At 56.3% G+C, this 18633-nt stretch carries 16 protein-coding genes; 12 read left to right on the forward strand and 4 right to left on the reverse strand.

The annotated features are described in order from the left end of the window. Window positions 1–91 precede the first annotated feature (91 nt). From G0Q06_RS00230 to G0Q06_RS00245, 4 genes are all read left to right on the forward strand, one after another. On the forward strand, window positions 92–1402 hold the full coding sequence (locus G0Q06_RS00230) for a thymidine phosphorylase (protein WP_163961284.1): 1311 nt from the start codon (window positions 92–94) through the stop codon (window positions 1400–1402). A gap of 4 nt (window positions 1403–1406) precedes the next feature. After that, a complete protein-coding gene (locus G0Q06_RS00235; protein ID WP_163961286.1) occupies window positions 1407–2249 on the forward strand; it encodes a purine-nucleoside phosphorylase in 843 nt (280 codons plus the stop codon). A gap of 5 nt (window positions 2250–2254) precedes the next feature. Further along, window positions 2255–2872, forward strand: a complete 618-nt coding sequence (gene upp / locus G0Q06_RS00240) for a uracil phosphoribosyltransferase (RefSeq protein WP_163961288.1) — start codon at window positions 2255–2257, stop codon at window positions 2870–2872. 118 nt (window positions 2873–2990) lie between these two features. Further along, entirely contained in the window at window positions 2991–4385 is a 1395-nt protein-coding gene (locus G0Q06_RS00245; RefSeq protein ID WP_163961290.1) for an OmpP1/FadL family transporter, read from the forward strand. Here the strand turns inward: G0Q06_RS00245 and G0Q06_RS00250 are convergent. Both G0Q06_RS00250 and G0Q06_RS00255 read right to left on the reverse strand, forming a co-directional pair. Next, window positions 4382–6022, reverse strand: a complete 1641-nt coding sequence (locus G0Q06_RS00250) for an NAD+ synthase (protein WP_163961292.1) — start codon at window positions 6020–6022, stop codon at window positions 4382–4384. The genes G0Q06_RS00245 and G0Q06_RS00250 overlap by 4 nt on opposite strands. Window positions 6023–6096: 74 nt before the next feature. Further along, window positions 6097–7404: a TolC family protein gene (locus G0Q06_RS00255; protein WP_163961294.1), complete on the reverse strand. Its 1308-nt coding sequence runs from the start codon at window positions 7402–7404 to the stop codon at window positions 6097–6099. 126 nt (window positions 7405–7530) lie between these two features. On the opposite strand from G0Q06_RS00255, the gene pyrF reads away from it, so the two are divergent. Continuing rightward, complete coding sequence (gene pyrF, locus G0Q06_RS00260) at window positions 7531–8373, forward strand: orotidine-5'-phosphate decarboxylase (protein WP_163961296.1); 843 nt, start codon at window positions 7531–7533, stop codon at window positions 8371–8373. Further along, a complete protein-coding gene (locus G0Q06_RS00265) occupies window positions 8370–8621 on the forward strand; it encodes a hypothetical protein (protein WP_163961297.1) in 252 nt (83 codons plus the stop codon). Before pyrF ends, G0Q06_RS00265 begins: the two co-directional genes overlap by 4 nt. A gap of 2 nt (window positions 8622–8623) precedes the next feature. Here the strand turns inward: G0Q06_RS00265 and G0Q06_RS00270 are convergent, their stop codons facing one another. Beyond that, window positions 8624–9682 carry an NAD(P)/FAD-dependent oxidoreductase gene (locus tag G0Q06_RS00270; protein ID WP_163961300.1) on the reverse strand — a complete coding sequence of 353 codons (1059 nt, stop codon included), beginning with the start codon at window positions 9680–9682 and terminating at the stop codon, window positions 8624–8626. A gap of 51 nt (window positions 9683–9733) precedes the next feature. Here G0Q06_RS00270 and G0Q06_RS00275 point away from each other — a divergent pair, with 51 nt between their 5' ends. Next, entirely contained in the window at window positions 9734–10171 is a 438-nt protein-coding gene (locus G0Q06_RS00275; protein ID WP_163961302.1) for a DoxX family protein, read from the forward strand. Window positions 10172–10208: 37 nt separating this feature from the next. Here G0Q06_RS00275 and G0Q06_RS00280 read toward each other — a convergent pair whose 3' ends face one another. Further along, window positions 10209–10652 carry a hypothetical protein gene (locus G0Q06_RS00280; protein ID WP_163961304.1) on the reverse strand — a complete coding sequence of 148 codons (444 nt, stop codon included), beginning with the start codon at window positions 10650–10652 and terminating at the stop codon, window positions 10209–10211. A gap of 72 nt (window positions 10653–10724) precedes the next feature. Here G0Q06_RS00280 and G0Q06_RS00285 point away from each other — a divergent pair, with 72 nt between their 5' ends. The 5 genes from G0Q06_RS00285 (at window position 10725) to nrfD (ending at window position 18627) form a co-directional block, all read left to right on the forward strand. Then, window positions 10725–12671: a heavy metal translocating P-type ATPase gene (locus tag G0Q06_RS00285; RefSeq protein WP_163961306.1), complete on the forward strand. Its 1947-nt coding sequence runs from the start codon at window positions 10725–10727 to the stop codon at window positions 12669–12671. Window positions 12672–12853: 182 nt separating this feature from the next. Then, on the forward strand, window positions 12854–13039 hold the full coding sequence (locus tag G0Q06_RS00290; protein WP_163961308.1) for a hypothetical protein: 186 nt from the start codon (window positions 12854–12856) through the stop codon (window positions 13037–13039). Window positions 13040–13063: 24 nt separating this feature from the next. Next, window positions 13064–13717 (forward strand): cytochrome c3 family protein, encoded by a 654-nt coding sequence (locus G0Q06_RS00295; RefSeq protein WP_163961309.1) that lies wholly within the window; start codon window positions 13064–13066, stop codon window positions 13715–13717. Then, on the forward strand, window positions 13714–17097 hold the full coding sequence (locus G0Q06_RS00300; protein WP_238710174.1) for a TAT-variant-translocated molybdopterin oxidoreductase: 3384 nt from the start codon (window positions 13714–13716) through the stop codon (window positions 17095–17097). Before G0Q06_RS00295 ends, G0Q06_RS00300 begins: the two co-directional genes overlap by 4 nt. Before the next feature lie 75 nt (window positions 17098–17172). Beyond that, a complete protein-coding gene (gene nrfD / locus G0Q06_RS00305; protein WP_163961312.1) occupies window positions 17173–18627 on the forward strand; it encodes an NrfD/PsrC family molybdoenzyme membrane anchor subunit in 1455 nt (484 codons plus the stop codon). The last annotated feature ends 6 nt before the right edge of the window (window positions 18628–18633 follow it).

Consider the following 18633-nt stretch of genomic DNA (forward strand, 5'->3'; position numbering starts at 1 on the left):
GCGGGCCAGACCGCCTGATGGCGGGACTCCCCGTATCCATGAATTGACTTTCTCATTGTCGAACCGGACATAAGGCCCCAGTCTGGTTGGGATGACTCCACAATCAGTTATTCGCCTTAAGCGGGATGGCGGGGAATTACCCGAGGCCGCCATCAAGGAATTTGTTTCCGGAGCGGTAGATGGCTCCTGGAGCCGCGGACAAATTGGAGCAATGCTGATGGCCTTGTTCCAGAAGGGACTTTCACTTGAGGAAACCCGCGTCCTGCTTGAGCAGATGCTGCACTCTGGAGAGGTGCTCGACATGGAGGGTATTGACACGCCTGTCGCAGACAAGCACTCGACGGGTGGAGTCGGGGACAAGATATCCCTCGTCCTTGCACCACTTGCCGCCGCCTGCGGATTGGCGGTTCCGATGTTAAGTGGCCGTGGACTGGGGCACACCGGCGGGACACTCGACAAGCTCGAATCAATTCCCGGTTTCAAGGTTTTCCTGAATTCCCGCGAGTTGCGCAAACAAGTGGAAACGATCGGGTGTGTCATTGCCGGACAGACGGAGAGCATCGTTCCGGCAGACAAAATCCTGTACGCCATGCGCGATGAGACAAGCACCGTGGAGCACCCGTCCCTCGTTGCCGCCAGCATTCTTTCAAAGAAGCTCGCGGAAGGCTTGGATGCGCTCCTGTTGGATGTGAAATTCGGAAGAGGGGCCTTCTTCGAGAAATTTGAGGATGCTGAGTTTCTTGCCCAGCTGATGGTGGATCTTGGCAAGGCTGCGGGTTGCCGCGTAGGAGCTTGGTTGACCTGCATGGATGCCCCGCTCGGCCGTGCTGTGGGGAACGCCGTGGAGGTGGAGGAGTGCATCTCCATTATGAAAGGGGAGGGCCCCGATCAATTGGCGGACTTCATCTGCGAGCTCGTTGCAGGAATGCTTTTTCTCGCCGGAAAAGACTCCTCACTGGAGTCTGCTCTGGAGCATGCGCGGGCCCGGTTGGCTGATGGTTCAGCTCTCGATCGCTTCCGCTCCATGGTTGCCATGCAGGGAGGGGATGTGGCGATTATTGAAAGCCCGGAGAAGCTGCCTCAGGCGCGGGTCATTCATGAAGTGCTCTATGAGGAGTCGAAACCGGCCTGGGTGAGGGATGTTGATGCGCGCAAGGTCGCTGAAATTGTACTTGAGACGGGCGCCGGACGGCGAAACGCGGATGATGATATCCAGCATGGTTCAGGAATTTCAGGACTTGTCTGTATTGGTGAACGCATCGAGCCTGGGGATCTGCTCGCCCGGATTCATGCCGAGAACAGCGAGCAGTTGGAGGCGTGGAGCACACAACTTGCTTCTGCAGTTTCCTTTTCGGACGAGCCGGTGGAACCCGCCTCCCTGATTATCAAGCAAATTATGTAATTGTATGGAAAAAGTCACTACGAAGAAATCAGCCGACTGGATCAGCAGCCGGCTTTCCACTCCGGAACCACCACGCATCCTGCTCATTCTCGGATCGGGCTGGGGGCCTGTTGTTGAGGACCTCATGGTGATCGAGAAAAGTATTGCCTACAGTGATATTCCCGGATTCCCGGTCAGTACAGTTGAGGGACACCACGGAACGCTCCTTCTTGCCCGAATGGGGGATGTTCCGCTTTACGTCATGCAGGGCCGCTTTCATTACTACGAAGGCTATTCCATGCAGGAAATTACTTTTCCAATTCGGGTCTTTGCACATTTGGGTGTTCGTGGAGTATTCCTGACAAATGCCGCCGGCGGGATTGATCCGGCCTTCCGTCCCGGCCAGCTGATGGCGATTGAAGATCATATCAATTTCATGGGTGATCATCCTCTTCGCGGCCCCAATGACAATGCTTCCGGTCCGCGTTTTCCAGACATGACAGCGGCCTGGGATCCGCGGCTCAGGAATATCCTGATGGAGACAGCAAGCGCCGAGGGAATTCCCCTCCACTCCGGTGTATATCTGGCCGTCAGCGGTCCCAGCTTTGAGACCCCGGCGGAGGTCCGGGCATTTAGTGGAATGGGTGCCAATGCAGTCGGCATGTCCACCGTTCCGGAGTGTATCGTGGCAAGGCATTGCGGCCTGCGCGTAACCGGTCTCAGCTGCATCACAAACCTTGCCGCGCATCTGGGCGGCGCTCCGCTGACTCACGAGGAAGTTGCGGAATCTGCCCGCGACTCACACGCACATGTCATCGGACTTTTGCGGGGATCCATCCCGTCCATGCATGCACAACTCGGAGAGTAGATATTATGTCCCTTGAAATTATCCAGCATCCACTTGCCATTCACGGAATAAACCGCCTTCGGGACCGGGAGACCACACCGCAATCCTTCCGCCGATCGTGTGACCAGGTGACCACTTATCTGGCAATCGCGGCGACACGGGACCTGCAAATGAAGGAAGTTTCCATGGAAACCCCCATGGAACAGATGCAGGCCCGGGTTGTTGACGAACCCATTGTTGTCGTGGCGATCCTCCGGGCCGGGGCTGGCATGATCGACAGCGTGGTCCGGCTGCTTCCGGAGGTGTCGGTCGGATACATCGGCTTGGAAAGGAATGAGGAAACTGCTGAGGCGAGGCGCTACTACTGCAAGTTTCCCCCGGTTCGGGGGAACCGGGTACTCGTCGTGGATCCCATGCTGGCCACAGGCGGATCAGCCGAGCAGGCGATTGAAGCCGTCTATGAGGCCGGTGCTTCCAGTGTGGATTTTCTTTGTATTGTGGCTGCCCCGGAGGGGGTTCAGCTTCTGGAATCCCGCTTTCCGGATTTACGCATATTTGCCGGCGCACTCGACCGGGAACTGGACGAAAACAAGTACATCCGGCCAGGATTGGGCGATTTTGGCGATCGCCTCTATGGCACCTGATCCATCCCGTAATAGCCGGGAGGAAGGTTTCCCTTGCCATTTCAATTTGGGTTCAAAATACTCGCGCGTAGCAAAGACACCAAATCGTTACTACAACTACACACAAAAGGATATCTCAATGTACCCCAAATTGAATAAACTGACCGTCTGCACGGCAACTCTGGCCACGCTCTTTCTTGGCTCCTACAACCTCTATTCGGCAGGCTTCGCCCTCCAGGAACACAGCATTTCCGGTCTTGGCGTCGGGTTTGCCAGTGGTGCTGCCGGTGGCTCGGACAATTCCTCCATGTTTTTCAATCCGGCAACGCTCTCCCTGTACAGCGAACCGGAAATCACTTCCGGGCTGCACTTCATTTTGCCCAATGCAAAATTCAAGAACACCGGTTCGGTGAGCGGCTTTATTCCGGGAGTCTCCCCGGGCGTACCAACCCAAGGCCCGAACGCCACTTCCGATACGCCGGCGATAGTTCCCAATTTTTTCTATTCCCGTCCGCTCAATGAAGGATGGGCGATCGGTCTCAGCGTCTCCTCTCCGTATGGCCTCGCCACTGAATATGACGATGGCTGGGTTGGCCGGTACATTGCCTTGGATACGGATCTCCTGACAGTGAACACAAACCTCGCCCTTTCACACAAGGTTTCCGAGAAGTTTGCCTACGGGTTTGGCTTCAGCCTGATGTACGGCGATGCGCTCCTGAGCAATGCCCTTAACTTCGGATTGATTTATCTGAATTCCCTCAACTCGGGAACAATTCCTGCCACCGACCAGACGCTTGCCCTGGCGGCTGATGTGCAATCCAAACTCGGCTCGGAAGCCTATGACGGAAAACTCAAGCTTGAGGGGGATGACATTGGATACGGGTTTAATTTTGGAATGCTGTTCACTCCGAGCGAGGCAACCCGGATCGGGGTGCATTATCGATCAAAGGTGAAGCTTACCCTTGATGGGAAAGCCAAGTTTGTTATCCCCTCCGCCTTGGATCCGTTCTTCGGAAGCCTCTTCGTCTCACAGGGTGGCAAGGTTGACATCGATTTGCCGGATACCTTCCAGGCAAGTATCTTCCATCAGGTCTCACCGGAGTGGGCGGTCATGGCGGATATCTTCTTTACATGGTGGAGCAAGTTCGACCAGTTGGTCATCCAGTATGAAACGGGCTTCCCAAGCGATTCGGTCATTCCCGAGAACTGGGACGACACCTTCCGTTACAGCGTGGGCACGACCTACCAGATGAATGACAAGGTGGAGCTTCGCGCCGGTCTGGTTTATGATGAATCAGGCGTGACATCCGACACCTACCGTTCACCCCGTATCCCGGATGAAAACCGGGTCTGGATTTCCCTCGGGATGGGTTACAAGGTCAGCGACACGCTCAAGGTCGATGTCGGCTTCGTGCACATTTTTGTCGACGACCCGGTCATTGACAATCCGACCCATACGCCCGGCGAATACTTGAAGGGCACCATGGATGCCACGGTCGACATTCTGAGCGTCAGTGGCACCTGGAAGTTCTAACTCACGTACTTCTGGACAATCGGAATCCGGCGTCCCACGCCGAATGCGAGCGGAGTGATTTTCAGGCCGGGAGCGGCCTGCTTCCGCTTGTATTCGTTGAGGTCAACCTTTCGGATGACATCGTGGACAACTTCCGGGATAAATCCTGCCTCAATTATTTCGGCGGAGGATTCCCCTTGTTCAATATAGCGCTTCAGAATTGCATCGAGAATGTGATAAGGCGGGAGTGAATCCTGGTCCTTTTGGTCGGGTCGCAGCTCGGCCGAAGGCTCCTTCTTGATGGTGTTCCAAGGAATCAACTCCTCGTCACGGTTGATCCAGTGCGAGAGCGCGTACACGCGCGTCTTGGGCAGATCAGAAATAACGGCCAGTCCACCCGCCATGTCGCCGTAAAGCGTACAATATCCGACCGCAATCTCGCTCTTGTTCCCGGTTGTCAGGAGAAGGGCCCCAAATTTATTGGAAACGGCCATGAGTAGCAGGCCGCGCGCACGGGCCTGGACATTTTCCTCCGTGACATCGGCAGCCATGCCGGTGAACAAGGGTTCCAATGTGGCCATTGCCCCGTCGACAACCTTTTCTATGGGCAAGGTTTGGTACTGGATGCCGAGATTTTCTGCCAACTGTTTTGCATCGTCCTTACTGTGATCACTTGAAATGGCCGAAGGCAGGCTGATTCCGATGACATTCTCCGGGCCGAGAGCTTTTGCCGCGAGCGCTGCCGTGAGAGCTGAATCAATCCCGCCACTCAATCCGATAAGGCCTTTTTTAAAGCCGCTTTTATGGGCGTAATCGCGCAACCCGAGGACCAGCGCATCGTGGATGTCGGCAAGGGAATCCCGCTGGAATTCTCCGTGGACCTCCTTGTTCTCAGCCTTCAGGTCATAGACTTTCAGTTCCTCTTCAAAAGGGGCCAGGCCACAGAGCAATTCACCCTGTTCGCTCATCACCATCGAGTGGCCGTCGAAGACCAGTTCATCATTTCCTCCCACGGCATTCACGTAGACAACCGGTTTTCCTGAGCGGAGGGCCGCTGTCCGGACGATGGCCTGTCGGGTGGGATCCTTTCCATAGTGCCAGGGGCTGGCCGATAAGTTCAGGATCATGTCGATGTCGGCCTTCTCAAAGAAGCCGACCGGGTCGCAATCGTAGTGGCGGCTTGTCTCGATGATCGGTCCGGTCCAGATGTCCTCACAAATGGTGACCCCAAGGCGCCAACCTTTCCAGCTGATGATTGTCGGCTCGCTATCCGACTCAAAGTAACGGTCTTCGTCGAAGACATCGTAGGTGGGCAACAGGCACTTTTTCGCCACGTGGCGCACCTTTCCCCGCTCACACCATGCCGCCGCATTGAAGAACCGGCGGCCTTTCTCTGATTTATTCACCTCTACATATCCGATCAGGGCGGGGACGGATCCCACTGTCTCGGCAATCTCCTTCAGGTAACGGATGTTGTCCGAGACAAAACAGGATTTGAACAAGAGGTCACGGGGAGGGTAGCCGGTCAGCACCAGCTCCGGAAACAAGACCAGCTCAGCACCTGCTTCAACAAGTTTGTCGTAGCTCTCGATGATCCGGGCCTTGTTCCCCTCGAAGTCACCGACAATCGTGTTGATTTGTGCCAGGCCAATTTTCATTAGGTCTGCTATAATGTTTACTAATCGACATTTGCAAACCGAAAAGTTTAACTTATAGGAAGTTTTTAATCCCGCTATTGCAGGATTGCCCGTACATCCCCCTCGACATAGGCCAGGTTGATCCGGGCCTGCGCATACTGGTATTCGGCCTCGACCAAGGCATCCTCCGCATCAGCCAGATTGGCTTGGGCATCGACCACATCGCTATTGTCAGCCACCCCTTCCTCAAATCGGATCCGGGAAAGTTCAAATTCCCGCTCATTGAGGGCGACGGCCCGGCGAGCCACCTCGACCCGGCGAAACCCGGATTCCATGGTTTGCAAGGCCAAGCGGTAATCCGCCTCGATCTGGGCCGTCAAATCCTCGAGCTCGAGCTCCTTTTGCCGCAGGGCGGCGGCGGCGGCGCGCTTTTGGGCATCCAGCCGGAATCCCTCAAAAATGGGCATCGAGAGCCCGATACCGACAGCCCACTGTTCCTCCATCGAATCGCTCCATGACTCCGAGGCGAGTCCCCATTCCCCGGTCAGGTCGAGGGATGGGAGCCGGTCCCGCTTGCTGGCGCGGAGGGCCAGGCTTTCCCGCTCAAGCTCCGTCTGCAAACGGCGGTAATCGGGTCGTTTTTCCAAGACGTCCGCTAGCCCGGACCTGTCATAATCCAGTTCAGCGAGTTCGATATCGAAGGCTTCCCGGACGAGGTTCAACTGGTTATCCAGTGAAATATTGAGGATGCGCTTCAGGCGCAGCGAGCTATCCATGAGGGTTGTCTCCTGTTGGAGGCGTGCCAGCTCATTTGTCGCAAGGCGTACTTCCGCGCGGGTCACGTCAAGATCCGTGGCGACCCCGGCATCCTGCTGGTCCCTGGCAATCCGCAGGAGCAGGCGGTCGCGCTCGAGGTTTGCATCGATCACATCAAGCCGGCGCTGGTTTCGCCAATGCGCGAAGTAGGCCAAGCCGATGGAGCGAAGCACCTCCTGGACGGTGTTATCCAGCTGAAGCCTGGTCGCTTGAAGGGTCAGTTTGGAAATTTTCCAGTCATCCCAGGTTCGGGTGTTCACAAGCGAGAGCCTTGCGCGCAACAAGGCATCAAAGCGGTCATTGAAGTAACGCTTTTTTGCGCCCGGCAGGGCTGCGCTGAAAGCATCGACGGTTGGATTCATGGATCGCCCCTGTGAGGCTTGGAGACTGACCTGTGGAAGGAGCCCGCTGCGGGCACTGCGAGTGGCCTCTTCCTGCACGACAAGTCCCTGTTCCGACAAGAGAATCTGGAAGTTTGCTTCCGGGGCCCGGTCGAGGGCACCCTTCAAGTTCAGATCCACGGTTGCTGCGAGGATAAGGCTGTTTCCACACAAGATGAACAATAAGAACAAATGTTTCTTGAGCATGATTGTATTTGTGACCAGCAAATCGCTGTTTGCAACAGCTGAGGGACCTTCCCGAATCCATTTCCCGTGGAAGCCGTGCTTGAAAACAGTGCGCAGCTTGTGCAGGGTCCTCGTTCAATACATTAGATGACTTTTATTACACAACTTCAGTCCTCCTGGGAATCGACGGCCTCCATGGTTTGTGTTGGTCTGGATCCTCAGATGGATCGGTTGCCGGCATCGATACGGACAGCAGGCAAGCCGTTCCTTGAATTCAACAAACGCATCATCGACGCGACGCTCCCCTACGCCTGTGCTTACAAGCCCCAGTTTGCCTATTTTGCGGCCGAGAACCGGCTTGATGAATTGCTGCAAACAATGGATTACCTGCGGGAGGTGGCTCCGGGACGGATTGTCATCCTCGATGCCAAGCGCGGGGACATTGGCAGTACCGCTGACCAGTATGCGCGGGAAGCGTTTGAATTCTATAAGGCACACGCTGTCACGGTGAATCCCTACATGGGTGGAGACACCTTGCTTCCTTTCACCCGCTTTGCTGAGAAAGGTGTTGTCGTGCTCTGCAAGACATCCAATCCCGGCTCGGCGGAGCTGCAGGATCTCATTCTTGAAAATGGGGATCCGCTTTATCTGGAGGTGGCCAAAAGGGCAGCACGGGACTGGAACGCAAATCGCAATCTTTGCCTGGTCGTTGGAGCAACCTATCCGAAGGAGCTTGCCCGAATTCGGGAATCAGTCGGCGAGATGCCTTTGCTGGTTCCTGGAATTGGTGCCCAGGGCGGTGATCTTGAAGCAACCCTCCGGGCCGGTTTGCGTGCGGATGGGTGGGGACTCCTTATCAACAGTTCCCGGGGAATTCTTTATGCCTCCTCTGGCGATGATTTTGCCGAGGCTGCCGGGGCCGCTGCCAGGGAATTACAAGAGGCCTGCCTGTCCTTCCAAAAAAACATCCTTCAGGAGGCCGCGCAATGACCTGTTCCCTCAAATGGTATCGACGCAATGAATTCGGCAAGCGCCAGCAGATTGAGTTCAAACTGATCCGCGAGAAGCCTGAATGGAAAATTCATCGAGAGCGGCATGAGCCGCGTGAAGTGTATGAGCCCGATGAACAGGATTGGGACGATTTGCTCGATTTCATGGCCCGCCAGCTCAACCGGGGAAAGGTCTATCCAAAGGATTTGGAGATTGTTCAGCGGCTCAAGGAACGAGCGCTTGAGTAGGCTCAGGTAAACCGCGAGACAGCCCACTCGGATGGTGGACTTTTCCCTTCCAGAAGAATGCGCGCAAGCAGGTTCACTGCCATCGGTGCCTGCAGAACTCCCTTGGATCCCATCGCATTCAGGATAAACCAGTTCGCCTTCTCGGGATGCTGTCCGATGACCGGATTGTAATCCTCGACGATCGGTCTTACCCCGGCTACTTGGTCTTGCACATGGAAAGGAATTTGCGTCAATAGATGAAGCCGTTCCTGCAGATCTTCGGCTCCGTCAAGGGAAGGCCCCCCTTCAAAATTGGACCAGCTGTAGGTGGCTCCGACACGCCAGAGATCCTCCTCGATCGGTTGAACCCAGCAACCCTGGTTGTAGATGCGATCTCGAGGCAACTCTTCCTCAAAGCGGACAATGAGCATTTCCCCCTTTGCCGGATTGTGTGGGATGAATGACCAATGGGAATTGTTCGCCACTTGCCAGCCTTCGCAGAAACACAGCACTTCATTTAAACCTGCTTCTTCCGCTTCATTGGGGTCCCACTGTTGCTCAATCAGGCGTCCATCCTTTTTCAGCCAGTCGCGCATTGCCGAACAGAGTAGCGGCAGATTAGCCCATCCGCCCTGCTTGGTGAGGAAGCTGCCAAAGACGTCGTTTAGGTGCGGAAAAGTGTTTTCCAAAAACCGTTCCTCGACGAAGGCTTTGCTCTCATGAGAACTCAGGGTCCGCTCAAAGCGGTCAATCTGGGTTGGCTCCGCGAACATGCGCAGGATCGGGCAGGGATTCCAGATATCCGTCCCCAGATGTTTCCTGACGAGGGCCATGCTTTGACCAATCTCCGCCAGCAACTCATCGATTCGTTCAGGGGGGCGAAAATGCCGGCCGGCGAGCGGATTCACGATTCCCGGGGCTACCGGGGAGGCTGTGCCGGGAAGGCTGACATCCTGAACAACGAACGGGATCCCCTTTTCATGAAGCGCCAAAGCGAGAAGGCTACCCGTCAGACCTTGCCCGATTATGCGGATCCGGTCGGCGTTTGAGACGATTTCGACTGGCTTGACTGGTGCTTGCATTTTGATCGGCCTCTTCTACCCTAAGTCTTAAATTTAACAAAGGATATTTTGATGAAGAGCACTATTCAAGGGATCAAGTCCATGTTTCGACACCCGGATCTCGGGTTGATGATCATCCGTGCCGCACTGGGGATTATTCTCATGCTTGCCGGATGGAACAAGTTCATGGCGGGTGAGGCCCAACTCCAATGGGTCGGCTCCAATATGAAATATATCGGGATGGATGTGGGAACCGACACGCTGGCAGCATTGTTCTATGGTGTCCTTGCAGCTGGAACTGAGCTTCTCGGCGGCCTTCTCCTGATTGCTGGTTGGCTCTTTCGCACCGCTACCGTGCCGCTCATGGGGACCATGTTTATCGCTACGCTCTTCAAATACCAAACAACGGCCGGCGATCTGACCCAGTTTGGATACCCGATGATCTTCTTCTTTGTCCTCCTCGGTCTCCTGCTGATTGGCCCCGGTAAATTCAGCTTGCAGCGGGATTAGGACCACTTCGAAGAAACTGGAATTTGGTCTGGGGCTCTCAGGAATTTCCCTCGTACCCGTAGGTCTCGAGCATGGTTTGAACAGCCATGGGAAAAGTCTCGTAGCGGCTCCCTGAGTCGATGGCTTCTTCGCAGCAATGCAGATAGCCTGCTGCATCCGTCAAACTGGGCCGGTGCGCGGTGCCCCGCAGGTGATCGGCGAATACCTCGAATGCCGCAAGCCAATCGTTGAGCGATTCGCCGGATTCATCGATATCGGAAAGGAAGCCTTCCAGGGCAGCTGCCTCATCCGGTTCCCTCGAGAGAAAGAGGGCCAACTGTCGGGTAGCGCCGGGAGAGGGCAGGGCAACAACAACCCGCTCGAGTACTCCCCGGGGCAGATCCGGCAACGCAGCCAGGGCCTGCAACCATGAAATGCGCAGGGATTCGGCTCCATGAGCCTTCTTCAAGGCGAACTTTTCGATGAGATCAGATGGATTCATACGGGGTCCCGGAAGGAAAGAATATTTGCTATTTCCGAAACGGCCATGATCCTCGCTGTATCTCTGTGGTCAATGAATAAGGGTAAGGAACGCTGTCTGCCTTGCGAGGCGCCCGGTATATCCGGATTTGGGTTTCGTATTGGTATTTCCCTTGCACTCTCCGGGCAGGCCATGGTTTTCGGCCTTGGATACAATAATGCACTGGCCTCCGGTGAAGCTCCCTCACCTGAAAGTACCCTTTACTGGGTGTTGCATGGGTCGCTCATCCTCTCCTCGATAGTGGTCATCGGTCTTCTGGGGGGACCACTCCTGAAGGAAAGTGTGAAGGCCCTCCGCGATCTGCGCTTCAGTGTCGAGGCCCTGTTTGTCCTCAGTACGGTGGGTGCGCTGGGAGGGTCTCTTATTTCCACGATCACTGGGGAAGGGAGTGTCTATTACGAGGTCGTTTCTTTGGTTCTCTGCGTGTACGCCATCGGGAAACAGGTCGGGGCGGTCCAGAAAGGGCAACTCGGGGCAGCAGTCTCCTCCTTTAGAAATGCCTTTGATGTAGCGACTATCCAAATGCCGGACGGTCAACGTGAGCGCCTTCCGGTGTCCCGGTTAAACAATTCACACGTGGTCCTCGTCTCCCCGGGGGATCCAATTCCGATCGATGCAGTTATCAGCGAGGGCAGTGGTTACATCCGGGAAACTTCCCTGACGGGAGAGCCGGCGCCTGTCTCCAAAAAGGCGGGCGATGAGGTCCTGGCAGGGACCTGGTCGGTTGACGGCAATTTGAAGTTGGTCCCGAAGCTCGGCCAGCCGCGCACAATTGACCAGATCCTCGAACTGCTCGAAGCTGCCCCAGCTGCCCCATCCAAATTACAGAAGACAGCTGACCGACTGATGCAGGTCTTTGTTCCCGTGGTCAGCCTGACCTCCCTGGCGACCTTTTTGGGCTGGTTTTTCGTTTCCTGCGAGCCCTGGTGGGACGCCCTTTTCAATTCCATGGCGGTTCTGCTGGTGGCTTGTCCTTGTGCGCTCGGGTTGGCCATGCCGGCCGGCATCTGGGCGGGGCTTTTCTACATGAGCCAACGTGGAGTGGTCGGCCGACACGGGCATTTGCTGGATACGCTGGCCGAATGCCAGACCGTCATCTTCGACAAAACGGGGACCTTGAGCCATTTTGACTTGAAGGCGGACACGTCCCAGCTCGGGCATGGTGATATGGAGCGCTTCCGGGTCATTGATGAAGTGGCCAGTCTAGGCGCGGCCAGCCACCACCCTGTGAGTCAGGCCTTGGCGGAATTGTCGGAGATGCGCCTGGCCGTCAGCGCGGTCCAGGTTTACCCGGGCGCTGGCATCGGGGGAAACGTCGGGGGTGATTCACTGGTCATCGGCGAGCTGGGCCTGCTGGAGGAAAAAGGAATCCGCCTTCCGGACGAACTGCCCTCTGGCCATGGCAAGCCGGTGCATGTGGCACGCTCGGGAGTTTATGCCGGTGCGCTTTTCCTCAATGAGGTCCTGCGGGAAGAGGCGGGCGCGACTTTGCAGGCCCTTCGCGAATTGGGCTGCCGGTGTATGATCTTAAGCGGTGATCCGGGATCCGAGCATGCCGCTATCGGCGATGTGCCGGTTGAGGGAGGGCTGAGCCCGGAAGCCAAGGCTGAGAGGGTTCTGATGGCCACTGAGGAGGGGGGCGAAGTGCTGTTTGTCGGGGACGGGGTCAACGATGTCCTCGCGATGCAGGCAAGCCATTCGGCTCTGGCCATTGATCTTGGGGCAGCTCTGGCAACTGAGTTTGCGGATGGATTGCTGGTGGAGGGCCAGATCTCGGCCTTGCCGGGGGCTATTCGCCACGCCCGGAAATTGAAGGCTGCCCTGCAGGGGAACCTCCTCTTTGCGCTCTGTTATAATTTGATTGGCATGGGGCTCGCCGCAGGTGGCGTGCTGCATCCTGTTGTGGCCGCACTCTTGATGGTGGGCTCTTCGGCTGTTGTTTCCTTCCGCGCCTTGAGCGTCGCCAGCCGGGTCTCCTGAGCGACCGCCTATTAGAATTTATTAGCGGGCTATGGCTCAGGGAAGATTGATTCTAAAAAATTGGTTTGATCCGGAATTTTCTGTTGCCTCCGCATCGTTATCGACCACAAGGACAGTATTCCTCATGTCAGGCGATTTTGTCGCTTGTTCTCACCGGGGGTCGAATTCTGCTTAATCAGACTATGCCAGATCAAAAAATCCGTCGAAAAACTTTTATTACGACCATCGGGGCTGCTGCCTTGGGTTGGGTCGGTCTCCGGGCGGACACGCGTCCGGAAAATCACGCCTTGAAGGCCTCCACTTCCGGAGCCGAGGGCCGTGCCACCAAGGAGCCACGCGCAGTTCCCTGTGCCGGGCGAACACTCTGACAACCGATTTAAAGGGCTTAATCAATGGCGAATCTTTTTCCCAAATGGTCTAACACGGTCCCCTTGCGACTCGTCCTTGCCGTAATGGTGCTAGGCGTGACCGCGGTTGCCGGCGTGACATACTATCTTACACCGAAGTACTCGCGTGTGGGCTATGCGCCCAAGCAACCTGTTGCCTACAATCACTATCTTCATGCCGAGCAATTGGGGATTGATTGCCGGTACTGCCACTCCTACGTGGACGAATCCGGACATGCCAATGTCCCCGATGCCGGAACCTGCATGAATTGCCACAGCCAGGTCAAGAAGGACAGCCCGCTGCTTGAGCCGATCCGGACAAGCTACGAGACGGGTGAACCGGTGGAATGGGTCCGCATCCACAAGGTGCCGGACTACGTGTATTTCAATCACGCTGTCCACGTGAACCGGGGTGTCAGCTGTGTGGAGTGCCATGGCGAGATCAACAAAATGGAAGTGGTCCATCACTCCGAGCCGCTATCAATGGCCTTTTGCCTCGATTGTCACCGGAATCCTGAAGACAAGATCCGCCCGCTGGACGAGGTCTACAACTTGAACTGGACACCGGAAAACGAGGCGGCTCATGCCGAATGGGCCAAGGAAGCCGTCATCAACTGGAATGTTAACCCTCCGCAAAGCTGCTCAGGCTGTCACCGATGAATCGCAAATCCAACCAACCTGAACCTGAAAACGCGGACATGACTGGTCCTCACTATTGGCGCAGTCTCGATGAGCTGGCAGACAAACCAGCCTTCAAGGAATGGCTGCATCGTGAATTTCCGGAAGGAGCTTCCGAAGCGGAGGGCGTCAATCGCCGGAATTTCCTCAAGATCATGGCCGCTTCCTTTGCCGTAGCCGGTATGGGAGCTGCCGGGTGTCGTCGTCCTGAGCAGTATATTCTTCCGTACAGCAAGCAGCCGGAAGGGACTATTCCCGGAATCCCGGTCTATTTTACGACCTCCTTTCCCGACGGAAAAGACAACCTCCCGCTGGTTGTGGAGACGCATCAACACCGCCCCACGCATATTGAAGGAAATCGTGATTTTCTTCCCTACGGTGGCGGGATCAGCCGCTTTGCCTCCGCATCGGTCCTGAATTTGTATGATCCCGACCGCATGACCTCGGCCTACGAGGGAACACGCCGGATCAGCTCCGAGCGTGTGAAGGATATCCTTGCCGGTCTCAGCGCAAAGTTTGGACCAACCAACGGACAGGGCATGGCTATTCTAGCCGAGCCATCCACTTCACCGACCCGCCTGCGCCTCAAAAAAGCCATTTTGAAGAAGTATCCCCGCCTTGTCTGGGCGGAATACAGTGCGGTGGACCAGGACAATCCTGAGCGTGCGGCCGCCCGCCTTCTTGGAAGGCCAGCCCGACCGCTTTATGATCTGGAGAAGGCCAAGCGCATTCTCAGTGTGGATGCGGATTTCCTGAATGACGAACCGGGAAGCGTCGGCTTGGCCCGCTCCTTCAGCCGTACCCGCAAGGTCAAGGACCAGGCGGATGCCAAGAAGATGGCGCGCCTCTACGTGGCGGAATCCGCTTTCACACTGACCGGGACCATGGGCGATCATCGCCTGCGCCTCTCAACTGGCAATATGACCGCCTTCATGGCAGCGCTTGTTGCGGAACTGCTCGAACTCACGAACGGGGATCCGCGCATGGCAACATTCCTCCGTGAGCGTTCGTCCGGCTTACCCATTGAGGCCAAGTGGATCCACGAATGTGCCCGCGACCTCGTGGATCATCCGGGAAAGAGCGTTGTTGTCCCCGGTACCCACCTGAGCGTGGAAGCCCAGCAACTCGCGATTTATGCAAACCAGCTACTCGGTGCACTGGACAAGACCGTCTCCTTCCTTGAACTGCCGGAAGACAGTTCCCTCAGCCTGAGTGAGCTTGCCGGACAGATCAAGAGCGGCTCAATCGAGAGCCTGCTGGTCATGGGAGGAAATCCCGTCTATGACGCACCGGCTGACTTGGACTGGAAAGCCCTGCAAAAGTCGGTCCCGGAAGTGATTCGCTTCGGTTACTATTTTGACGAGACCAGCCTTGAGGCCGGGATCAATATTGCCGCAACCCATTTTCTGGAATCCTGGAGCGATGGCCGCACCCTTGACGGAACTTATGTGCCGGTTCAACCGATGATCATGCCGCTGTTTGACAGCATGCAGGAGCTGGAGCTCCTCGGGCGGCTCGCCGGTGAGGCCCTGACTGACCCGTACGGCATGGTTCTCTCCACGTTTTCGGCTGAATACGCCGGATCGGACAAGGATTTCCAGCGCCTACTGAGCACGGGCTTCCTGCCCGAGTCGGGTTATCGCAAACTGAAGCTTTCCCTGAAGCCCGCGACCCTCCGCGAAAACCTCAACGGCACCTCAATCGGTGCCAAGGGCACCAGCGCTTCGAACCTCGAGGTTCGTTTGGTCGCTGATGCATCAGTTGGGAATGGCTTCTACAACAACAATGGCTGGTTGCAGGAATGTCCTGACCCAATCACCAAGTTGACCTGGGACAATGCCATTTTGATCAGCCCGGCCCTCGCCCTCGAGCTGGGTTTTGATACCAAGGCAGGCGATTTCCTGATTGGCGGGGTCGCCAAGAAGTCCTCCAATTTCAAGCGGGGCCGCGAGGAATCGCGCATTGCTGAGTTGACGGTCGATGGCGTGACTGTCCGTGGCCCGGTTCACATTCAGCCCGGTCTGGATGACTGGACGGTTGTCCTTCCACTCGGATATGGCCGCACGCAGGTCGGTCGCGTGGGCAAGGGATCCGGTTTCAGCGCCTATCCGCTCAGCCATTCCGGCTCCGGCGCAGTCCGCACCGGTGCCAAGATTACTTTGACGGATGAAGGGTTCCGCCTCGCAAACACGCAGGAGCACTGGTCAATGGAAGGCCGGGCCATCCTGCGCGAAGGCAACGTCAAGACCTACCTTGAAAACAGCAAGTTTGTCAGCGAGATGGGCATGGAAAGCCACAGTCCGCCGATTTATGGCACGGACAAGGACATGCCGCTGGCCGAAAAGGCCCTGACAACTCCTCGTGGTGGTTCCGCTTACGAAACCCCTGATTTCGGCGCCCCTCCACCAAATGTCGATGTCTGGAGCGACGAGGATGCCCGCGAGAAATTTATTCCCGAACAGCAGTGGGGGATGACGATCGACCTGAATTCCTGCACGGGCTGTAACGCCTGTGTCGTCGCCTGCCAGAGCGAGAATAATATTCCGATTGTTGGCAAGGACCAGATCATGCGCGGGCGCGAAATGCACTGGATCCGCCTCGACCGCTATTACAGCACAGGCGATCTGGAAGCCAATCGCCACTCGCTTCCTTCAGATCCGCAAGCCTCTATCATGCCAGTCGGATGTCTCCATTGTGAGATGGCTCCCTGTGAGCAGGTTTGTCCGGTCAATGCCACCGTGCACGATCGCCAGGGCCTCAATGTGATGGCCTACAACCGTTGTGTGGGTACGCGCTATTGCGCGAATAATTGCCCGTACAAGGTGCGCCGCTTTAATTTCTTTGATTACAACAAGCGGAGTTCGGAGGATTTCTACAAGGGTCCTGTAGGGACTAATCAATACAAGACCGAGGGGGGTGTCCTGAAGTCCATGCAGAAGAATCCGGACGTCACGGTGCGCATGCGCGGGGTGATGGAAAAGTGCACGTATTGTGTGCAGCGGATTGAGCAGGGCAAGATTGCCCAGCGCGTGAAAGCAAAGGATTCAAACGATATTCGTGTCCCGGATGGCGTGATCCGCACTGCTTGCCAAGCAGCTTGTCCCTCCGAGGCAATTGTCTTTGGTGACATCACCGACGAAAAGAGCGCGGTTGCCATGGAGAAGGCCAATGATCGCGATTATGCCCTTCTGGGATACCTGAACACACGCCCGCGGACCACTTACCTGGCCCGTCTGCGCAACCCGAACCCGCTCATGCCCGATTACCGGAAAGCCCTCAGCCGCAAGGAATACAAGAGTGCCCAACCGGTGACCGACCACGGGGCTAAGACAACAACGGAGAGCCATGACGGCGGCCATTAATTTGATGAATAAACCTTTAAACGGGAAGACGTCTTGAGTACGACAACAGATCAACCCTCTCAGGCTACCGAAGCAATGTTTCGGCCGAGCGTCCTCGAAGAGGTGCGGCCGGCGGACATTCCACGGCGGCAAATCATCGAGAACGACCGTTCCTTCAGCTGGATTACACAGAAGGTGTGTGGCATTGTTGAAGGGCGCACCCCGACATGGTGGTGGGTGGCCTTTATCATCTGTGCCCTGATCGCCAGTTTCACCCTCATGGGGCTGATTTATCTGGTCTCCACCGGTACCGGTGTCTGGGGCTTGCGGAATCCGACCTTCTGGGGCTGGGCCATCGTGAACTTCGTGTTCTGGATTGGTATTGGCCACGCTGGTACATTGATCTCCGCCATTTTGTGTCTTCTCAAGCAGAAGTGGCGTACATCGATTAACCGGGCGGCCGAGGCCATGACCATCTTCGCGGTTATTTGCGCGGGAATCTTCCCGCTCTTCCACGTGGGTCGCGTCTGGTTTGGTTGGTGGCTTTTCCCGCTTCCCAATTCCAATGCCATCTGGCCGAATTTTCGTTCGCCGCTTGAGTGGGACGTATTCGCGGTCTCGACTTACGGAACAGTCTCGGTCCTTTTCTGGTACATGGGAATGATCCCGGACCTCGCGACGATCCGCGACCGTGTCCCGATGATTTTCGAGGAGCGCCTTGCGGGTGCCAAGACAGCCCTGCAAAAAACCTTTGAGAAGTTGTACTTCGGGTTCCGGAAATATTTCTATGGCATCCTCGCCATGGGCTGGCGCGGATCCAACCGCCACTGGAGCAACTACGAAATGGCTTACCTGCTCCTCGCCGGCTTGAGCACGCCGCTCGTGCTTTCCGTGCACACCGTCGTTTCCTTTGACTTTGCGGTGGCCAACCTTCCCGGATGGCACACTACCATCTTCCCGCCATACTTTGTCGCCGGGGCCATTTTCTCCGGTTTTGGAATGGTACTGACCTTGATGTTGCCACTCCGGGCGATCTTCGGACTGCAGGATTTGATCACGCAGTTCCATATTGATTGCATGTGCAAGATCTGTCTCGCGACCGGTTCCATGGTCGGTTACGCCTACGGGATGGAGTTTTTCATCGCGTGGTATGGCTCCAACCCGTACGAGGGATTTGCCTTCATTAACCGTGCCTTTGGCCCGTATGCATGGGCCTACTGGATCATGATTTCCTGCAATGTGATCACCCCGCAGTTCTTCTGGTTCCGCTGGGCGCGCGAGAATCTCTGGCTGGTCTGGATTCTTTCCTGTTTCATCAACGTTGGAATGTGGTTTGAGCGATTTGTCATTACAGTCACTTCGCTGGCCAATGATTTCCTTCCGTCGAGCTGGGACTACTTCAGCCCGACCATTGTGGATGTCTTCACTTTCTTCGGGACCTTCGGGCTCTTCGGGGTTCTCTTCCTGCTCTTTATCCGCTTCCTGCCGCTCCTGGCCTTTGCGGAAATCAAGTCTGTTTCCAAGCAGGCGGATGTGCACGGTCACCACTAATGCCGG

The sequence above is a fragment of the Oceanipulchritudo coccoides genome, from assembly GCF_010500615.1.
Taxonomy (GTDB): Bacteria; Verrucomicrobiota; Verrucomicrobiia; order Opitutales; family Oceanipulchritudinaceae; genus Oceanipulchritudo; species Oceanipulchritudo coccoides.